Genomic DNA, 16,264 nt, shown 5'->3' on the forward strand with positions numbered 1-16,264 from the left:
GCATGGGGCGACGAGACGAGCCCGGGCCACCGCCGGCGGTGACCCGGCTCGAGCTGGACCTGCGGCGTCGCGGTCTGCGCGTGTGCGTGGGGCTGGCCGGCCTCTCCCTGGTCTACGCGGCCGTGCAGCTCGCGGGTGCGGTCCTCAGCGGGTCGGCCCTGCTGGCGTGGATCGCGGCCCTGGCCGTGGCGGGCGGCCTGGTCGACCTGGGGTGCGCGGCACTGGTGGCTCGCGGCCGCGTGCAGGTCGGCATGGCGCTGTTCGCGACCAACGTGCTCCTCGTGCTGGCCGTGATCGCCGTCCTCCTGCCGGAGCAGGTCGTCACCGTGGTGGTCGCGACCCTGCTGCCCGTGGTCTTCAGCATGCAGTTCCTGGACGAGCGCACCAGCCGGACCGTCGCCGCGGCCGGGCTCGCGGTGGCCGTGCTGGCGATGGTCTCCCACGGGGTGCTGGACCGTCGCTCGGGCCTGGACCCCGAGCTGATGACCTGGGTCGACCTGGGCGGGGGCCTGGTGGCACTGGTGGGCCTGGTCACGGTGTTCGTGCAGGCGCGCGGGGTGGTCACGACCCGCACCGGTCTGCTGCTCACGACCAGCGCCGACGCCGAGCAGCGCCGGTCGCGGCTCGACCTCGCCGAGCAGCAGCAGCGCCTGACCAGCCAGTTCGTTCGGCTGGTCAGCCACGAGCTGCGCACGCCGCTGAGCTCGATCCTGGGCTACACCGAGCTCATGCAGGACGCCGAGGGTGACCTGGAACCGGCCGAGCGCCAGCAGATGCTCGCCGTCGTCGGCGCCAACGCCCGGCGGCTGGACGTCCTCGTCGGCGACCTGCTCGACGTCGCCCGGCTCGACGCCGGCCAGGTGCGGCTGGAGTACCGGACGGTCGACGCCGCGACGGTGCTGGCCGAGATCGCCGACGTGCTGCGACCCGTGCTGGAACGCCGGCGTCAGACCCTGCTGGTGGAGGTGCCCCGCCCTCTGGAGCTGCCCGCCGACCCGCGCCGTCTCGAGCAGGTGCTGGCCAACCTGGTCTCGAACGCTCAGAAGTACAGCGCCGAGGGCGCGTGCGTGCGGGTGCGCGCGGAGACCGAGGGCGAGCAGTCGGTGTTCACGGTCCGCGACGAGGGCATCGGGATGGACGCCGAGGACCTGGACCGCCTGTTCACCACGTTCTTCCGCTCCGAGCGCGCGCAGGTGCAGTCCGCGGGCGGGACCGGACTGGGGCTGGTGCTGAGCAGCTACCTCGTCCAGCTGCACGGCGGCACCATCGCCGCCGACAGCGAGCTCGGACGCGGCAGCACCTTCACCGTGCGCCTGCCGCTCACGGTCGCGGCGGCTCAGCCCGCCCGATGACCAGAGCCAGCACCCGGCCCAGCAGGTCGTCGGGCACTGCTGCGGGGTCGCCCAGCCGCTCGAGCGCGAGGCCGTTGGTGAGCGCCATCAGCAGCGTGGCCAGCTCGTCGGGGCTCAGGGTGGCGGGGATGCCGGCGCCGTCGGTGTGCTCGACGACGGCCTGGGTCACGGCGGCGTGCAGCTCGCGGCGGCGTCGTCGGAAGGCCTCCTGGCCGCCGGGGGAACGCACGGCGCGCTGCCACAGCTCGAGGAAGAGCAGCGTCCAGTCCTCCTGCTCCTGGTCGACGGCGGTGAGCCGGTCGCCCAGTGCGCGGGCACGCTCGGCGAGCGGCCGCTCGGTGTCGGCCACGGCGTCGAGCCCCTGCACCAGGTAGGTGGAGACCTTGGCGTCGAGCAGCGCCGCCACGAGGCCGTCCTTGCTGCCGAAGTTGGAGTAGACCGCGCCCTTGGTGAACCCGGCGGCGGCCGCGACGTCGTCGACGCTGGCGCCGTCGATGCCCTGGCGCGCGAACACGCGGGCGGCGGCCTCGAGCAGGGCGGCGCGGACCTCCTCGCGGGTGGGCCGACGGCGGGCGCCACTTCCGTTGGTCTCCATCGCGACGTACAGTACGGAACAGGTTCGATACCGTTCGGTATCGAGTAGTCGCCACCACCCGCAGCCCCCGAGGAGCCCGGCATGGCCACGCTCACGACCCGCACCACCCCCGCGGCACCGACCCCGCGACGCTCGGCCCTCCCCTCGGCCCTGCCCTCGGTGCTGCACCGGCTCGAGCAGCGGGCCGCCGGCGAGACCCGCTGGCTGCTCGGCCACGCGCTCCCCCGGATGGGCGTGCAGAGCTCGGCGCGCAGCGGCGACCTGCACGGCCGGTTCATCGCCGCCACCGACGACGCCGAGACCTGGCGCCTGATCGAGGAGATCCGCGCCCAGGGCGCGCTGCACAAGTCCCGGTTCGCCTACGTGACCACCTCGCTGCCGGTGGTCAAGGAGGTGCTCACCAGCAACGACGTGCGCTCCGGCGTCGAGTTCACCCCCGACTCGGGCCTGTGGTCGCGCGCGGCGCGCTGGGCGTTCTCCTCCACCCCGATCGGCCCGCTCACCCCGCCCTCGCTGCTGGTCACCGAGCCGCCCGACCACACCCGCTACCGCAAGCTGGTCACCCGCGTCTTCAGCGTGCGCGCCGTCCAGGGGCTGCGCGACCGCACCGAGCAGATCGCCACCGAGCTGCTCGACGACCTCGAGGCCCGCGCCCGACGCTCGCCGCACACGCCGGTCGACCTGGTCGCCGAGTACTGCGCGCTGCTGCCGGTCACGGTGATCGCGGAGATCCTCGGCGTGCCCACCGCCGAGCGCGAGCGAGTGCTGCGATTCGGCACCGCCGCCGCCCCGAGCCTCGACCTGGGACTCACCCGGGGCACCTTCCACCAGGTGGAGGGCGCCCTGCGCGAGTTCGAGGAGTGGCTCACCACGCACATCGCCGCCGTGCGCCGCGACCCCGGCGAGGACCTGCTGAGCCAGCTCGTCACCGCCCAGGACGACGACGGCGCGCTGCTCACCGACGCCGAGCTCAAGGCCACCGCCGGACTCGTGCTCGCGGCCGGATTCGAGACCACGGTCAACCTGCTCAGCAATGGCATCGCCCTGCTCGCCGAGCACCCCGCGCAGCGTCAGCGCCTCCTCGACGAGCCCGGCCTGTGGCCCAACGCCGTCGACGAGGTGTTGCGCTTCGACCCACCCGTGCTGCTCACCGGCCGCACCGTCGAGCGCGACACCGAGGTGGCCGGCCACACGGTGCGCCGCGGGTCGATGATCACGACCCTGCTGGCGGGCGCCAACCGCGACCCCGAGGTCTTCACCGACCCGCACAGCTTCGACGTCGCCCGGGCCAACGCCGGCGACCACGTGGCCTTCTCCTCCGGCCGGCACTACTGCCTCGGCGCAGCGCTCGCCCGGATGGAGGGCGAGGTGGGTCTGCGCGCGATCTGGGACCGGTTCCCCGACCTCGCCCTCGCTCGTGGCGCCGCCCGCCGGCCGACCCGGATCCTGCGCGGGTGGGAGCAGCTGCCGGCGACGCTGGTGCGCTGACCCGCGCGTCGGGAACAATCCGGAGCTGCCCGGTGCTCCCGGGTCGGGGCACGGCGGTCCAGCCCGTCGGCCGGCGCACCAGGAGGTTGCCATGAGCACGCTCGCCTACCGCTCCCCCGCCGGGCGCTGGCTGATGCTGGCGACCATCCTGGGCTCGGCGATGGCCGGCATCGACGCGACCGTCGTCAACGTGGCGCTGCCGGCGATCGGCGAGGACCTCGACGCCGACTTCACCACGCTGCAGTGGACGGTCACGGCCTACGCCCTCACCCTGGCCTCGTTCATCCTGGTGGGCGGGGTGCTGGGTGACCGGTTCGGTCGGCGGCGCGTCTTCGTGGTGGGCGTCGTGTGGTTCGCGCTCGCCTCGCTGGCGTGCGGGCTCGCGCCCACCGCCGAGGTGCTGGTGGCCGCTCGGGCACTGCAGGGCGTGGGCGGAGCACTGCTCACACCCGGCAGCCTGGCGATGATCCAGGCGTCGTTCGTGGCCGAGGACAGGGCCCGCGCGATCGGCGCGTGGTCCGGGCTGGGCGGCGTCGCGACGGCGGCCGGGCCGTTCCTCGGCGGCTGGCTCGTCGACGTCGTCTCGTGGCGCTGGGTGTTCCTGATCAACGCGCCGCTCGCGGTCCTGGTGGTCTGGGTGGCGTGGCGGCACGTGCCCGAGACCCGGGACCCCGAGGCCACCGGGGGCGTCGACGTCGCCGGCGCGCTGCTCGGCGCCCTCACGCTCGGCGGGCTCACCTACGCCCTCACCTCGGCCGGCGAGACGGGGCTGGGCACGGGGGTGCTCGCCGCGGCCGCTGTCGGCCTGGTGGCCGCGGCGCTGTTCGTGGCCGTGGAGCGCCGGGTCGCTGCGCCGATGCTGCCGTTCTCGGTGTTCCGCTCCGTGCAGTTCTCGGCCGCCAACGCCGTCACGTTCGTCGTCTACGGCGGCTTCGGGGCCCTGTTCTTCCTCCTGGTGATCCAGCTGCAGGTGGTGGGCGGCTACACCGCGCTCGCCGCCGGCGTCGCCACGTTGCCGATCACGGTGGTCATGCTGCTGCTCTCCGCCCGCTCGGGCGCCCTCGCGGCCCGGATCGGCCCACGGCGCCAGATGACGGCCGGGCCGGTGGTCTGCGCCGTCGGCGCGCTGCTGATGCTGCGCGTCGGCACGGACGCCGCGTACCTCACCGAGGTGCTGCCCGCGGTGCTCGTCTTCGGGCTCGGGCTCGCGATCATGGTCTCCCCGCTCACCGCGACGGCGCTGGCCGCCGCCCCGGCCGAGCACGCCGGGTTGGCCTCCGGCGTCAACAACGCCGTCGCCCGCACCGCCGGGCTCGTCGCGGTGGCCGCCGTGCCCGCGCTCGCCGGGCTCACCGGCCGGGTCTACGACGACCCGCCCGCCTTCGACGCCGGCTTCGGCACCGCGGTGGTGGTCTCCGCGGTGGTGCTGGTGCTCGGCGGGCTGCTCGCGGCGCTCACCATCCGCGACGACGTGCTCGCCGACGACGGAGGGCGACCGGCGCCGCAGGACGTCGACGACGCGCTGACGCACTGCGGCGGGCTCGGCGGCACGCCGCAGGCCACCCGGACCCGGGACTGCGCGCCACCCCGCTGAGCCTGGATCGAGCCGCCTACTCGGCGGCCTCCAGCGCGGCAGCGACCCGGCGGTGGGCCTCCCAGATCTCCTCGGGCAGCCCCTCGAACTGGCGCAGGTGCTCCTCGCGGAACCCCATCTCCTGGCGCCAGCGCTCGAGGTCGATGCCGAGCAGGCGGTCGAGGTCCTCGCGCGGCAGGTCGAGCCCGGTGAGGTCGAGCTCCTCCTCGGTGGGGACGACGCCGACCGGGGTCGGGCGGCCGCTGACCTCGCCGGCGCGGAACTGCATCAGCCACAGCAGCGGGCGCAGGTTCTCGCGGTAGCCGGGCCACAGGAAGTGGCCGTCCTCGGCGTCACGCTGGAACCAGTTGACGTGCGCGAAGACCGGCTGGTCCGTGGCCTGTCCGATGATCCTCAGCCAGTGGGCGGCGTAGTCGGCCTCCGCGTAGGCCATGAAGGGCCGCATCGACATGGGGTCGTAGCGCAGCTGGCCGTCGAGGCCGTCGGCGGCGAAGGTCGCCTCCGCGCCGAGGGTCAGGCCGTCGTAGACGCCCTCGGCGAGGTCGGTGATGGCCCGCACCAGCGGCTCGCGGTCGCGGGTGCGGCCGCCGAAGATGATGGCGTCGATCGGCACGCCCTGCGGCGCCTCGAAGTCCTCGGCCACGTTCGGCACGTTGGCCAGCGTGGTGGTGAACCGGCTGTTGGGGTGGGCCCACGGCGAGTCGTCGCGCTCGGCGCGGTCGGCGATCGGCTCGCCCTTCCAGTCCTGCCAGCCGGTAACGTCGGCGGGCGGCTCCGGCGTCATGCCCTCCCACCAGACCTCCTCGGTCTGCGGGTTGTAGGCCACGTTGGTGAAGATCGCGCCGCTGCCGGGCTGGATGGAGTCCAGCGCGCCGGGGTTGGTGGCGGCGTTGGTGTCCTTGGCGACGCCGAACACCCCGAACTCCGGGTTGATCGCGCGCACGCGGCCGTCGTCGGCCACCCACAGCCACGCGATGTCGTCGCCGTAGAACTCCACGTGGTAGCGGTCGCCGAGCGCGTCGGGTGCCAGCGTCATCGCCAGGTTGGTCTTGCCCGAGGCGCTCGGGAAGCCGCCGCAGATGTGGTACTTGGCGCCGGTCTGCTTGTCGACGATGCCGAGCAGCATGAACTGCTCGGCCAGGAAGCGACCCGAGGCGCGGCCGTCGTAGCAGGCCTGGCGCAGCCCGTGGGCGATCTTGCCCAGCAGCGCGTTGCCGCCGTAGGAGGAGCCGAAGTGGAGGATCGTGCGCTGGTCGGCCACCGTCACGAAGTAGCGCTGGTCCTCGGGCGTGCCCTGGCCGAGGTTCTCCAGGTCGCCGGTCACGTGCACGGCGCGCACGAACGTGGCGGGGTCCTCGAGGTTCTCCAGGTGCGCGACGTCGACGCGCGCCATCCGGATCATGTGCAGCACGACGGGGCGGTTGTCGGTGAGCTCCACGCCGGCGGCGTAGGGCTCCAGCGGCGACCCGGGAGGCGCCATCAGGTAAGGGACGACGTACATCGTCTTGCCGCGCGACTGCCCGCGCATGCGGTCGGTCTGCGCCTGGGTCATCTCCTGCGCGTCGCGCCAGTTGTTGTAGGTGCCGCGGTCGCCCTCGTCGCTGGTGGCCACGATCGTGCGCTCCTCCGAGCGCGCCGTGTCCTTGAAGTAGCTGCGCGAGTAGTAGCGGCCCTCACCGGCCGGGAAGAGCTCCCCGGCCTCGAGCGCCTCCGCCACCAGGCGGGCGTCGTCGGAGGTGTTGACCACCTCGATCGCCGCGGGCTCGGTGATGCCGGCCCAGTAGGTCACGTACTCACGCACGTGCGGGTTGTTGACGCCTGCCTCGTCGAGGACCTTCGCCACGTCGACCATCGGTTGCCACCTTCGTCGGGGTCGGGGAATGAGGATGGTCATACCATCCCCGGCGCCACCGCGGGGACCCGCCCACGCCCGACCGGGCCGTGGGCCGGGTCCCGATCAGGTCTGGGGCAGCACCACGGTCATGCCGCCGGCGCCCGCGCCGGGCTCCCCCAGCGCCGTCAGGAGCGGTCCGGCGTCGACCAGGGGCACCTGCGCCCGCACCAGTCCGGCGACGTCGAGCGTGCCCGCCGCGACCTCCGCGAGCAGGCCGGGGTAGTCGGCGGCCGCCATGCCGTGACTGCCCAGCACCTGCAGCTCGCGCGCGACCACCTGGCCCAGGTCCGCGCCGGTGCCGGCGTCCTCGCCGCCGAGCAGGCCCACCTGGACGTGGCGGCCGCGCGGGCGAAGGCAGGCGAGCGAGGCGGTGACGGTGGCGCGGCTGCCGAAGGTGTCGAGGGAGAGGTCGGCGGCGGCGGGCGGCACCTCGCCGGGCAGCGCGGTGCGCGCCCCGAGCCGCTCGGCCAGCGCGCGCGAGGCCGGCGCCGGGTCGACCGCCAGCACCTGCGCACCCCGGCCCACCGCGACGGCCACGGCCGACAGACCGACGCCGCCGCAGCCGTGCACCACCACCTGCTCGCCGGCCCGCACCCCGCCGACGGCGACGACGGCGCGGTGGGCGGTGGCCACCCGGCAGCCCAGCAGGGCGGCCTCGGTGAACCCGAGCTCGGCGGGCAGCGGCACCAGGTTGACGTCGGCGCGGGGCAGCGCGACCAGCTCGGCGTAGGAGCCCCAGCGGGTGAACCCGGGTTGCTCCTGCGCCGCGCACACCTGACCCTCGCCGCGTGCGCACGGCTCGCAGGCACCGCAGGCCAGCACGAACGGCGTGGTCACCCGGTCGCCGACCCGGTGCCGACGCACCTGCGCGCCCACCTCGACGACGACGCCCGCGAGCTCGTGGCCCGGCACGTGCGGCAGCGCGACGCCGTCGTCGTGCCCCGACCACGCGTGCCAGTCGCTGCGGCACAGGCCCGTGGCCTCCACCCGCACCACGACGCCGTCCGCGGGGCAGCCGGGGTCGGCCACCTCGCGCAGCTCGAGCGGACCACCGAACTCCTCGAACACCCAGGCGCGCACCTGGTCAGCCTGCCAGGGGTCGACCACGCTCCGCGGACAGGGCGACCCGCAGGTCGGCGATGTCGGCCGGGCCCACCTGGCAGCAGCCACCGACGAACGCGGCCGCGTCCTCCCCAGCGGCCCAGCTCGCGACCGTGGCGACGTCGAAGCCGCCGTCGCCGCGCCACTGCTTGGCCTCGGCGTCCCAGGTCTCGCCGCGGTTGGGGTAGCCGACACCGGGCAGCCCCGTCACGCGTGCCGCGACGGCGAGCGCCTCACCCACCTCGCGCGGGGCCGAGCAGTTGGCACCAGCCGCCACCAGCGCGGGACAGCCCGCGAGCACCGCGTACGCCTCCTCGAGCGGCTGACCGGCCCGCGTGGCGCCCCCGGCCACCGAGTAGCCGAACCAGGCCGGCAGGCCCAGCTCGGCGAGCAGCGGCACGAGCACCTCGGCCTCCTCGGCGTCCGGCACGGTCTCGACGGCGACCAGGTCGGGCTGCTCGGCGGCCAGAAGCTCCAGGCGCGGGCCGTGGAAGTCGCGCAGCGCCGCGGCGCCGACGCCGTAGCGGCCGCGGTACTCCGACCCGTCGCCCAGGTGCGCGCCGTAGGGGCCCACCGAGGCGGCCACCAGCAGCGGACGGCCGAGCTCGGCCGCGAGCCGGTCGCGCACCTCGACGGCGACCCGCACCGCGCTGCGCACCACCTCCCGCGCCTCGCGCTCGCCGACGCCCGCAGCCACCAGCCCGGGCACGCTGGCCTGGTAGGAGGCGGTCGTGGCGACGTCGGCACCCGCGCGGTAGTAGGCCTCGTGCACGGCGGCCACCTCGGCCGGCTGCTCCAGCAGCAGCCGCGCGGTCCACAGGCGCGAGGAGAGGTCGTGGCCGCGCTGCTCCAGGGCCGTCGAGAGGCCGCCGTCGAGGAGGCGGGGGCCGGCCGGGTCGCTGGGCGTCGTCACGCCCCCATCATGGCCGCCCGCTGCCCAGCCGGTCAGCCGCCCGAGGCACCGGCGCGCTTGTGGGTGCCGTCGCACCAGGGGCGCTGCGCGGAGAGCCCGCAGCGGCACAGCGCCACCACCGAGCGCTCGCTGGTGTGCACCGCGCCCTGCTCGTCCTCCACCGTGACCGGACCGCGCACCACCAGCGGTCCGTCCGCGCACAGCAGCACCGCGCAGCGCGGGGCGCTCACGCCGCCACCTCGTGCTCGTCCGCACCGACGGCCCGCAGCACCGCAGCACCGGCGCGCCCCTCGGCCAGCAGGCACACCGCGCCACCCCAGAACACGTCGTCGCGCCGGTCGGGCGCCCCCCCCAGGTAGCTGCCGAGCAGCTGGCGCACGGCCACCTGCTCGTGCACCGAGTCGGCCAGCACGTGCTCGCGGAAGTAGCCGGTCAGCTCCTCGGGCGCGCGGAGGCGCTCGAGCCCGCGCACCCACTGCTGCGAGGGCAGGGCGCTGGTCACCTCGAACGCGGCGAGGTGGCCCAGCGACGCGGGCAGCAGCCGGCGCTGCAGGCCGAGCATCGCCATCAGGTTGTTCTGCTCCAGCACCTCCGGCACCGCCTCGCCCACGTGGGCGCCGTAGGCGTCGTCGACACCGGCGGCACGCAGGCCGCCCGCCCACAGACGGCTGTGCACCTGGTCGGGTGAGCCGTTGCCGTACTCGTCGTAGGCGACGGCGAGCAGGTGCGCGGTCGGCTCGTCGTCCAGGCGGGGCACGGCCCACATGGCCGCGTCCTGCTCCTTGCCGTGGTAGACCGACCGCTGCCGCAGCACCGCGTGCAGCTGCTCGGTGGTGGCGCGGCGGCGCACGAACTCGGCGACCGAGGGGCCGGTGTCGGCCTCGCACAGCGCGAAGAAGTCGGTCGCGAGGTCGCCGGTGGCCTGCGCGGCGTGCTCGGCCAGCAGCGGCGCCGCGAGCTCGCGCCAGCGGGCCTCGAGGTCGCGCTCGAGGTCGCGCCGCAGGGCCAGCAGGTCCGGGCGCCACTCGGCGTCGTCGGGCACGTCCTCGAACCCCCGGTGGTGCAGCTCGAAGAGCATCCACAGCGCGAGCTGCCGGTCGCCCTCGTCGTCGGCGGTGGGGCCGGGGTCGAGGCGGTGGTCCGGATCGGCGTCGAGGGGGCGGTCGGCCAGCAGTGCCTCGCGCACCGCGCTCGAGAGCCGACCCCGGGCAGTGGGGCATCGCATGGCGGGCCAGTCCCCCTCCGGCCACGTCCCGCACCCACCCGCACGGGTGAGCGGCGACCCGACCTCCCACTCGCCCTTTCGGGCGGTGTGGCAGGTGCGGCCACCCGGGCAGGGTGGAACGATGGACGCCCAGCCCACCGCCCCCCTGCCCGGACCACCGCGTCCGGCCGCCCCCCGCCCCGGCGCCCCTCGCTCCACCGAGTTCGGTCCGCTGCGCATCGGCTGGGACGACCGCGTGCTCGAGCCGCGTCCGTGGACGACCGCCCAGGCCGAGTGGGGCGCCGCCCTGCTGACCGCCGGGCCCCGCGGCGACGTGCTGGAGCTCTGCGCCGGCGCCGGCCAGATCGGTCTGCTCACCGCCCTCGGCGCGGGCCGCGCGCTGGTGATGGTCGACGCCGACCCTGTCGCGTGCGCCTGGGCGCGCACCAACGCCGCCGCCCGCGGCGGCGACGGCCGGGTGGAGGTGCGCTGCAGCCCGCTGGAGGAGGCGCTGACGCCGCGCGAGCGGTTCGCGCTGGTGCAGGCCGACCCGCCGTGGGTGCCCTCCGACCTCACCGGCCAGCACCCCCGCGACCCCCTGCGAGCCATCGACGGCGGCCCGGCCGGCCTCGACGTCGCGGTGGTGTGCCTGCAGGTGGCCGCAGGGGCGCTGCTGCCCGGTGGCTCGGTGCTGCTGCAGCTGGGCACCGAGGCGCAGGTCGACGCGCTCGGACCCGACGCCGCGCGCCTGGGGTTGGCGTTGCAGGAGGTGCGCACCTTCCCCCGCGGTGTCGTCGCGCACTACCGGCCGGCTGCGGTGCCGGGGGCGTCCGGCGCTTAGCGGGGATCTACCCGGTCGGCCGGGTACCTCCACGCTTGTCGGCCAATATTCAGGCCGACAAGTCGCACCATCACCGGCCAACCGGGTAAAGCAGTGACGGGTGGGGCGCGTGGGACCTGCGGCGTCCCGACCTCAGCCGTTGTCGGCGTCGTGCAGCAGACGACGCGACCGGTCGGGTCGGAACCCGTGGTCGACGCCCCACAGCACGGCCTGGGTGCGGCTCTCGACGCCGATCTTGGCGTAGAGGCTGCGGATGTAGGTCTTGACGGTGTTGAGCCCGATGTAGGCGCGTTCGGTGATCTCCTGGTTGCTGAGCCCCTGGCAGATCAGCGCCAGCACCTCGGCCTCGCGCGGGCTCAGCCCCTGCTCCTCGCCGGGCCAGCGACCCACGACCGGCTGCTCCACCGGCTCGTCGGCGGGGCGCACGGTCTCACCCCGGTGCACGCGCTGGATGGCGTCGACCAGCGCCTCGCCGTCGGCGCTCTTGGAGACGTAGCCGGCCGCACCGGCCTTCAGCGAGGCCTCGACCAGCTCGGGCTGCACGTTCCAGCTGAAGATCAGCACCCGGGCGTCGGGGCTCGAGACGAGCCCCGGGACGTCGATCATCTCGCCCTGCGGCTGGCCGAAGGAGTCGTAGAGCACCACGTCGACGTCGGAGGCCACCGGCAGGCGGCTGTCGAGCTCGACGACGCGCACCTGCTCGGCGTGCCGCGCGAGCACGGCGGCGACACCGGCCACCACCAGCTCGTAGTCGTTCACCACCGCGACGCGGATCGGGGAGGAGGACGACGGCGCGGGCATGCCCCCAGGATAGGGGTCGGCGCCGGTCAGCCCGACCGCACCCGGAGCCCGTCGAGCACCAGGTCGGCCAGGCGGCGGTAGGCGCGCGCGTCGTCGAGCCCGGTGGCCTCGCCGATGGCGCCGCGCTGGATGGCGTGCATCAGCTGGGCTACCGCCGCCCCGACGAAGGCGGCGTCCACGCGCCGCAGCTCGCCGGCGCGCACGCCGTCACGCACCAGCTCCTGCACCCGTCGCGCTGCGTGCTCGGTGTTCTCCGCGTAGACGGCGGCGGCCGGGGGGTGGGCCGCCAGGTCGGCGTAGAACGCCGGCGAGGCCGGGGCGAGCTCCTCGGCGACGGCGTTCAGGTAGGTGCGCAGGGCCGCGGCCGGTCCGCCGGCGCGGGCCACGCGCGCCTCGATCCGCTCGGCGGCACCGCGGAACCACGCGCGCAGCACCACCTGCACCAGCTGCTCCTTGCTGGGCGCCACGAGATAGAGCGTGCTGCGCGAGCAGCGCAGCCGCGCTGCCAGGTCGCCGACGCCGAACGCAGCGAAGCCCTCGGCCAGGAACAGCTCGGCCAGCTGCTCCACCAGCTCCGCGTGCCGGGGCGACCTCGACACCCCCGTCGGAGCCACGCCGCGGCTCACACCGACGGCGCAGCCTGGGCGATGGTGCCGGTGTTGTCGCGGTCGAGGTGGCGGCCGATCACCATCCGCTGGATCTGGTTGGTGCCCTCGAAGATCTGCATCACCTTCGCCTCGCGCATGTAGCGCTCCACGGGGAAGTCGCGGGTGTACCCGACGCCGCCGAGCACCTGGACGGCGTCGGTGGTCACCTTCATCGCGTGGTCGGTGGCCACCAGCTTGGCGATCGAGGCCTCGCGGCCGAACGGCAGGCCGGCGTCCTTGAGCCGCGCGGCGTGCAGGGTCGTCGCGCGCGCGGAGGCGACGGCGGCCTCCATGTCGGCGAGCACGAAGGAGAGGCCCTGGTGGTCGATGATCCGCTGCCCGAACGCCTCGCGCTGCTGGGCGTAGGCCAGGGCTGCGTCGAGCGCCCCCTGCGCCAGCCCGACGGCACAGGCGGCGATGCCGAGGCGGCCGGCGTCGAGGCCCGCCAGCGCGATCTTGAGCCCGTCGCCCTCCTCCCCCAGGCGTCGCTCGGCGGGCACGCGCACGCCCTCGAAGAGCATGGTGGCGGTGGTCGAGCCGGTGAGGCCCATCTTGCGCTCGGGGTTGTCGGCGCGCAGGCCCGGGGCGTCGGCCGGCACCAGGAAGCACGAGATGCCGTTGCGCTCCTGTGACGTGCGCGCCATGACCTTATAGAAGTCGGCCTCGCCACCGTGCGTCGTCCAGGCCTTGGCGCCGTCGATCACGTACTCGTCACCCTCACGGCGCGCCGTGGTCCGCATGGCGGCGGGGTCGGAGCCGGCGTGCGCCTCGCTCAGGCAGTAGGCGCCGAGCAGGTCGCCGGCGAGCATCTCGGGCAGCCAGCGCTGCTTCTGCTCGGCGGTGCCGCGCGTGGAGAGGCCGAAGCACGAGAGCGCGTGCACGCTGACGCCGACTCCGACCGAGGCCCAGACCGCGGCGATCTCCTCGAGCACCTGCAGGTACACCTCGTAGGGCACCCCGCCCCCGCCCTCCTCCTCGGAGTAGGGCAGCCCGAGCAGACCGGTCTTGCCGAGCAGCCGGAACACCTCGCGGGGGAAGACCGCCTCGGCCTCGGCCTCCGCGGCGCGGGGCGCCAGCTCGTCGCGGCAGATCTCACGCACGAGGGTGAGCAGGTCGGCGTGCTCCTGGCTGGCCAGGGTGCGGCGTGCGGGCATGAGGAACCTCCGGCGGACGACGAGAACGGGCGGAGTACCAGAGTACGTCTTTCAGTACTGTCTGGCACCCCGCCCGTTGCTACCGGACCTGCCGCCGCACGTGCCGGCGGCCGCCGTCAGGCCTGGATCGTGCTGACGTCGATGACGGCGCGGTAGCGCACGTCGCCCTCGACGACCTTGTCGTAGTACTCGTCGACCTGGTCGGCGTTGATGACCTCGACGGTGGCCGTGATGCCGTGCTCGGCGCAGAAGTCCAGCATCTCCTGGGTCTCGGGCAGGCCGCCGACCATCGAGCCCTCGACCGCGCGACGCATTGTGAGCAGCGAGAACGCGCCCACCTCGAGCGCCTCCTCGGGGGCACCGAGGTTGACCATGGTGCCGCCACGCGTCAGCAGACCCAGGAAGGAGTCGAGGTCGACGGCGGAGCCGACGGTGTTGAGGATCAGGTCGAGGCTGCCGGCCAGCTCGTCCAGCGCCCCCTCCTCGGCGGTGGCGACGTAGCGCGTGGCCCCGAACTTCTTGCCGTCCTCGGCCTTGGCGTCGGTGCGGCTGAGCACCGTGACCTCGGCACCCATCGCGGCGGCGATCTTGACGGCCACGTGGCCCAGGCCGCCCAGGCCGACGACGCCGACCTTGGTGCCCTGCGTGACGCCGTGGCGCTTGAGCGGGCTGTAGGTGGTGATGCCGGCGCACAGCAGCGGCGTGGCCGCGGCGGCGTCGAGGCTGTCGGGCACGCGCACGACGAAGTGGTCGCGCACGACGACCTGCTGGCTGTAGCCGCCGTAGGTGATCTCGCCGTGGCGGTCCTTCGCGCCGTAGGTCTGGATGACGCCCTGCTCGCAGAACATCTCCTCGCCGTCCTTGCACGCGGCGCACTCCATGCAGGAGTCGACGAAGCAGCCGACGCCGACCGTGTCGCCCACGGAGAAGCCGGTCACCTGGTCGCCGACCTCGGCGACGGTGCCGACGATCTCGTGGCCGGGGGTCAGCGGGAAGCGGGCGCGGCCCCACTCCTCGCGCTTGGTGTGGATGTCGGAGTGGCAGATGCCGGCGTAGCTGATGTCGATGCGCACGTCGTCCGGGCGCAGGTCGCGCCGCTCGAGGTGGACGGCCTTGAAGGTGTCGTCGGCGGACTTGACGGACAGTGCGGGGACCGTGGTCGTCACGGAGTTCCTCCCTGATCGGTGGTGTCTCGGTCGTGGTGTCCACGTTCTGTGGCACACGACAGGTACCCCGTGACCGGCTCCGCGACCGCCGTCGGAGGCGAGCGTGTGTCACCTCACGGCAGCTCCTCAGGAGCGCGCGGACGCCTCCTGGCGCGACCACAGCACCACGGGCACCAGCAGCAGCGCGAGCACGCCGCCGGCGAGCGCCAGGGTGCTGAACCCGGTGCCGGCCACCACGACGCCCGAGGCCGCGCCGCCACCCGCACCGCCCAGCGCCACCAGCACGTCGAGGCTGCCCTGCACGCGACCGCGGTTGCCCGGGTGGGTGGCGTCCACGACCAGCGTGGTGCCGGCGATCAGGCCGATGTTCCAGCCCAGGCCCAGCAGCACCAGCGCGAGCACCAGCATGGCCAGCGAGTCACCCGGCGCCAGCGCCGCCGTCACGCCCGCGAGCAGCAGCACGACGCCGGAGGCGATGGCCATCGGCACCCGCCCCACCCGGTCGACCAGGCGACCGGTGACCAGCGAGGGCAGGAACATCGCGGCCACGTGCAGGCTGATCACCAGACCGACGGCGGGCAGGCCGTGGCCGTGGTCGCGCATGTGCACCGGCGTCATCGTCATGATCGCCACCATCGCGACCTGGGTGAGCACCATGACCGTGCCGCCCACGATCACACCGCGGGGAAGCGTGTCGTCCGGGACCCCGGAGGCGGGCAGCTCGGGAGCCCCGACACCGGCCGTGGGCTCCGCGACGGCGTCCAGCTCGCGCGCGACCAGGAACGGGTCGGGTCGCAGCCGGACCCAGATCACCAGGCCGGCCGCGCCGTAGGCCACCGAGGCCAGCACGAAGGGCCCCGAGAGCGCGGGCAGCCCCACCGACTCCGCGAGCCGCCCCAGCGGACCCACCAGGTTCGGGCCGGCCACGGCACCGAGCGTCGTGAAGACCAGGGCGGTGCTGACGGCGGTGCCGCGCTCCTCGGGCAGCGCCAGGTCGGTACCGGCGTAGCGGGCCTGCAGGTTGGTGGCGGTGCCCGCGCCGTAGACGAACAGGGCGGGCAGCAGCAGCGCCACCGAGCCGAGCACGGCCGCCACCACGACGCCGGCCGCCCCCAGCGCGCCGGCCGCGAAGCCCAGGCCGAGCCCCAGCCGTCGTCCGCGCACCTGGGTCAGGCGGCCCACCAGGTAGGCGCTCAGCGCGGAGCCGAGCGTGAAGAGCGCCGTCGGCACACCGGCCAGCCCGCCGCTGCCCAGCAGCTGCTCGGCCAGCAGCGCCCCCACGGTGATGCCCGCCGCGATGCCGGCGCCGCCGAGCACCTGGCTGAGCGCCACCGTCGCCAGGGTGCGCCGCTGCAGGGCGGCGCGGTCCGGCGGCGCGGTCGCGCCCGTGCGGGTGGGCAGGGCCTCGGAGCTCACGGCGCCATGCTCGCACCGCGCCGCGCCGGCGCCACCTCGGCGACCGCGATGGACAAGTGGCTGGACAGGTGTCTATAACTGGCGTGTCAGTGGAACCT

The 16,264-nt window shown here is 74.7% G+C and carries 15 protein-coding genes; 4 read left to right on the plus strand and 11 right to left on the minus strand.

The window, feature by feature from the left end:
• Window positions 1-2 precede the first annotated feature (2 nt).
• Entirely contained in the window at window positions 3-1,352 is a 1,350-nt protein-coding gene (locus ABD948_RS12790; RefSeq protein WP_345266341.1) for a sensor histidine kinase, read from the plus strand.
• Here the strand turns inward: ABD948_RS12790 and ABD948_RS12795 are convergent.
• Window positions 1,321-1,947 (minus strand): TetR family transcriptional regulator C-terminal domain-containing protein, encoded by a 627-nt coding sequence (locus tag ABD948_RS12795; RefSeq protein WP_345266343.1) that lies wholly within the window; start codon window positions 1,945-1,947, stop codon window positions 1,321-1,323. The genes ABD948_RS12790 and ABD948_RS12795 overlap by 32 nt on opposite strands.
• Window positions 1,948-2,028: 81 nt before the next feature.
• Here ABD948_RS12795 and ABD948_RS12800 point away from each other — a divergent pair, with 81 nt between their 5' ends.
• Both ABD948_RS12800 and ABD948_RS12805 read left to right on the plus strand, forming a co-directional pair.
• On the plus strand, window positions 2,029-3,435 hold the full coding sequence (locus ABD948_RS12800) for a cytochrome P450 (RefSeq protein WP_345266345.1): 1,407 nt from the start codon (window positions 2,029-2,031) through the stop codon (window positions 3,433-3,435).
• A gap of 91 nt (window positions 3,436-3,526) precedes the next feature.
• Window positions 3,527-5,029: an MFS transporter gene (locus tag ABD948_RS12805; RefSeq protein WP_345266347.1), complete on the plus strand. Its 1,503-nt coding sequence runs from the start codon at window positions 3,527-3,529 to the stop codon at window positions 5,027-5,029.
• Between the two features lie 16 nt (window positions 5,030-5,045).
• On the opposite strand, the gene ABD948_RS12810 is transcribed toward ABD948_RS12805, so the two are convergent.
• From ABD948_RS12810 to ABD948_RS12830, 5 genes are all read right to left on the minus strand, one after another.
• Entirely contained in the window at window positions 5,046-6,881 is a 1,836-nt protein-coding gene (locus ABD948_RS12810; protein WP_345266349.1) for a phosphoenolpyruvate carboxykinase (GTP), read from the minus strand.
• 105 nt (window positions 6,882-6,986) lie between these two features.
• Window positions 6,987-8,003: an alcohol dehydrogenase catalytic domain-containing protein gene (locus ABD948_RS12815; protein WP_345266351.1), complete on the minus strand. Its 1,017-nt coding sequence runs from the start codon at window positions 8,001-8,003 to the stop codon at window positions 6,987-6,989.
• Between the two features lie 4 nt (window positions 8,004-8,007).
• Complete coding sequence (mmuM, locus tag ABD948_RS12820; RefSeq protein WP_345266353.1) at window positions 8,008-8,937, minus strand: homocysteine S-methyltransferase; 930 nt, start codon at window positions 8,935-8,937, stop codon at window positions 8,008-8,010.
• A 32-nt stretch (window positions 8,938-8,969) separates the two neighbouring features.
• Window positions 8,970-9,167, minus strand: a complete 198-nt coding sequence (locus ABD948_RS12825; RefSeq protein WP_345266356.1) for a CDGSH iron-sulfur domain-containing protein — start codon at window positions 9,165-9,167, stop codon at window positions 8,970-8,972.
• Window positions 9,164-10,162 carry an iron-containing redox enzyme family protein gene (locus ABD948_RS12830; protein ID WP_345266358.1) on the minus strand — a complete coding sequence of 333 codons (999 nt, stop codon included), beginning with the start codon at window positions 10,160-10,162 and terminating at the stop codon, window positions 9,164-9,166. Before ABD948_RS12830 ends, ABD948_RS12825 begins: the two co-directional genes overlap by 4 nt.
• A gap of 121 nt (window positions 10,163-10,283) precedes the next feature.
• On the opposite strand from ABD948_RS12830, the gene ABD948_RS12835 reads away from it, so the two are divergent.
• Window positions 10,284-10,982 carry a methyltransferase gene (locus ABD948_RS12835; RefSeq protein WP_345266360.1) on the plus strand — a complete coding sequence of 233 codons (699 nt, stop codon included), beginning with the start codon at window positions 10,284-10,286 and terminating at the stop codon, window positions 10,980-10,982.
• Window positions 10,983-11,114: 132 nt separating this feature from the next.
• Here the strand turns inward: ABD948_RS12835 and ABD948_RS12840 are convergent, their stop codons facing one another.
• The 5 genes from ABD948_RS12840 to ABD948_RS12860 all read right to left on the minus strand — a co-directional run bounded on the left by ABD948_RS12840 (window position 11,115) and on the right by ABD948_RS12860 (window position 16,166).
• On the minus strand, window positions 11,115-11,783 hold the full coding sequence (locus tag ABD948_RS12840; protein ID WP_345266362.1) for a response regulator transcription factor: 669 nt from the start codon (window positions 11,781-11,783) through the stop codon (window positions 11,115-11,117).
• Window positions 11,784-11,809: 26 nt separating this feature from the next.
• On the minus strand, window positions 11,810-12,382 hold the full coding sequence (locus ABD948_RS12845) for a TetR/AcrR family transcriptional regulator (RefSeq protein ID WP_345266364.1): 573 nt from the start codon (window positions 12,380-12,382) through the stop codon (window positions 11,810-11,812).
• 23 nt (window positions 12,383-12,405) lie between these two features.
• A complete protein-coding gene (locus tag ABD948_RS12850) occupies window positions 12,406-13,584 on the minus strand; it encodes an acyl-CoA dehydrogenase family protein (RefSeq protein ID WP_345266366.1) in 1,179 nt (392 codons plus the stop codon).
• A gap of 116 nt (window positions 13,585-13,700) precedes the next feature.
• The gene (locus tag ABD948_RS12855) at window positions 13,701-14,750 is read right to left on the minus strand and encodes an NAD(P)-dependent alcohol dehydrogenase (RefSeq protein ID WP_345266368.1); all 1,050 of its coding nucleotides are present in this window, start codon (window positions 14,748-14,750) and stop codon (window positions 13,701-13,703) included.
• A 126-nt stretch (window positions 14,751-14,876) separates the two neighbouring features.
• Entirely contained in the window at window positions 14,877-16,166 is a 1,290-nt protein-coding gene (locus tag ABD948_RS12860; protein WP_345266370.1) for an MFS transporter, read from the minus strand.
• Window positions 16,167-16,264 lie beyond the last annotated feature (98 nt).

The organism is Nocardioides nanhaiensis (assembly GCF_039542785.1).
Taxonomy (GTDB): domain Bacteria; phylum Actinomycetota; class Actinomycetes; order Propionibacteriales; family Nocardioidaceae; genus Nocardioides; species Nocardioides nanhaiensis.